We start from the raw sequence: 451 nt of genomic DNA, 5'->3' as shown, positions 1-451 counted from the left end.
CGATACCAATCATGCGATAGGAATTGACGTGGGATTACATAAGTATGCCGTTCTTTCTAATGGCTTAGAATATGAAAACCCTAGATTTCTCCGTGAAAAAGAAAAACAACTCATGAAAGCACAGAGGAAACTTTCTAAGAAGAAAAAGGGTTCTGCTAACTTCATAAAACAAGCCCAGCGTGTTCGCAAGCTACATGAAAAAGTAGCGAATCAGCGCAGGGATTTTCTTCATAAACTCAGTTACAATCTAGCGAAAGAGTATTCCGTTATCGCTGTAGAAAATTTGAACATTCGTAACATGGTTAAAAATAGAAAATTATCGAAGTCTATTTCTGATGCTGGGTGGGGAATGTTTCGAAACATGCTTGCTTACAAATGTGAAAGTCATGGCGGTGTACTCGTCAAAGTAGAACCAAAATATACTTCACAAGACTGTTCTTTTTGTGGGAAT

At 37.7% G+C, this 451-nt stretch carries 1 protein-coding gene; it reads left to right on the top strand.

Going from position 1 to position 451, the window contains the following annotated elements:
- Positions 1-451 (top strand): RNA-guided endonuclease InsQ/TnpB family protein (locus MR076_RS26040; RefSeq protein ID WP_242225431.1); only part of this gene is annotated, 451 nt, incomplete at both ends.

Origin of the sequence: Bacillus cereus group sp. BfR-BA-01380 (genome assembly GCF_022663535.1) — a bacterium.
GTDB lineage: Bacteria > Bacillota > Bacilli > Bacillales > Bacillaceae_G > Bacillus_A > Bacillus_A cereus_BB.
The sequence above is the reverse complement of the archived record's forward strand: the minus strand, read 5'-3'. Positions and strand labels throughout refer to the sequence as shown.